The sequence below is a fragment of the Rhodococcus sp. NKCM2511 genome (genome assembly GCF_014905595.1).
Lineage (GTDB): Bacteria > Actinomycetota > Actinomycetes > Mycobacteriales > Mycobacteriaceae > Rhodococcoides > Rhodococcoides fascians.
Genome location: NZ_BNHJ02000001.1, coordinates 1,614 through 3,424 on the forward strand (window position 1 = coordinate 1,614; position 1,811 = coordinate 3,424).

Annotated in this window: 2 rRNA genes (both cut by a window edge); both read left to right on the forward strand. The window is 54.7% G+C overall.

Features of this window, described 5'->3' with window-relative positions:
• A 16S ribosomal RNA gene (locus JLZ96_RS00005) occupies positions 1-171 on the forward strand (it extends 1,525 nt beyond the left edge of the window).
• 342 nt (positions 172-513) lie between these two features.
• Positions 514-1,811 (forward strand): 23S ribosomal RNA (locus JLZ96_RS00010) (it continues 1,488 nt past the right edge of the window).
• Together the 16S and 23S rRNA genes form the textbook arrangement of a ribosomal RNA operon.

The following is a 1,811-nucleotide window of genomic DNA, read 5'->3' on the forward strand; positions in this document are numbered from 1 at the left end:
TACGTTCCCGGGCCTTGTACACACCGCCCGTCACGTCATGAAAGTCGGTAACACCCGAAGCCGGTGGCCTAACCCCTTACGGGGAGGGAGCCGTCGAAGGTGGGATCGGCGATTGGGACGAAGTCGTAACAAGGTAGCCGTACCGGAAGGTGCGGCTGGATCACCTCCTTTCTAAGGAGCCTCTTCGTGCGGATGCACTGCTGAACAGTCAGCAGACGATCCCACGACAGAAACCGTTTAGTCCTCACATGTAGGGCTGCGGTGCTCACGGGTGGAACACTGACAACCAATTCGTTCATCGCGTCGCCGGCCATGCCGGAGTCACGAACGAGTTATATCGATGCACTGTTGGGTCCTGAGAGAACACGCGAAAGCATGTTTCTTTCTAGGCAAGACATATACAGAATTCAGATGGTGGTCATACCGCATTTCTTTCGGGAAGTGGCTGGTGCTGCTGTGAGTCTGGGTTGTGTGTGTTGTTTGAGAATTGCACAGTGGACGCGAGCATCTTTGTTGTAAGTAATGAAGAGCGTACGGTGGATGCCTTGGCACCAGGAGCCGATGAAGGACGTAGGAGGCTGCGATAAGCCTCGGGGAGCTGTCAACCGAGCTGTGATCCGAGGGTGTCCGAATGGGGAAACCCAGCACGAGTGATGTCGTGTTACCCGCATCTGAATATATAGGGTGTGTGGAGGGAACGTGGGGAAGTGAAACATCTCAGTACCCACAGGAAGAGAAAACAATAGTGATTCCGTGAGTAGTGGCGAGCGAAAGCGGATGAGGCCAAACTTTGTGCGTGTGATACCCGGCAGGGGTTGCGTATGGAGGGTTGTGGGGTTTGCATTGTCGATTCTGCCGGATCGGCCGACAGTGAGAAATTGTGGTGTTAGTCGAAGTGGTCTGGAACGGCCTGTCGTAGAGGGTGAGAGTCCCGTAGACGAAAACATTGCAACTGTCGTTGTGGATACCCAAGTAGCAGCGGGCCCGTGAAATCTGCTGTGAATCTGTCGGGACCACCCGATAAGCCTGAATACTCCCTGGTGACCGATAGCGGACTAGTACCGTGAGGGAAAGGTGAAAAGTACCCCGGGAGGGGAGTGAAATAGTACCTGAAACCGTGCGCTTACAATCCGTCAAAGCCGGTGCATGACTTGTCATGGCTGGTGATGGCGTGCCTTTTGAAGAATGAGCCTGCGAGTTAGTGGCATGTCGCGAGGTTAACCCGTGTGGGGTAGCCGTAGCGAAAGCGAGTCCGAATAGGGCGTATCCACGTTTGTGGTGTAGTGGCGTGTTCTAGACCCGAAGCGGAGTGATCTACCCATGGCCAGGTTGAAGCGACGGTAAGACGTCGTGGAGGACCGAACCCACTTAGGTTGAAAACTGAGGGGATGAGTTGTGGGTAGGGGTGAAAGGCCAATCAAACTCCGTGATAGCTGGTTCTCCCCGAAATGCATTTAGGTGCAGCGTCACGTGTTTCTCACCGGAGGTAGAGCTACTGGATGGTCTAGGGGGCCTACAAGCTTACCGAAATCAGCCAAACTCCGAATGCCGGTGAGTGAGAGCGTGGCAGTGAGACTGCGGGCGATAAGGTTCGTAGTCGAGAGGGAAACAGCCCAGATCGCCAGCTAAGGTCCCTAAGCGTGTACTAAGTGGAAAAGGATGTGGGGTCGCGAAGACAACCAGGAGGTTGGCTTAGAAGCAGCCACCCTTGAAAGAGTGCGTAATAGCTCACTGGTCAAGTGATCCTGCGCCGACAATGTAGCGGGGCTCAAGTACACCACCGAAGCTGCGGCACTCACACAATAGCCCCT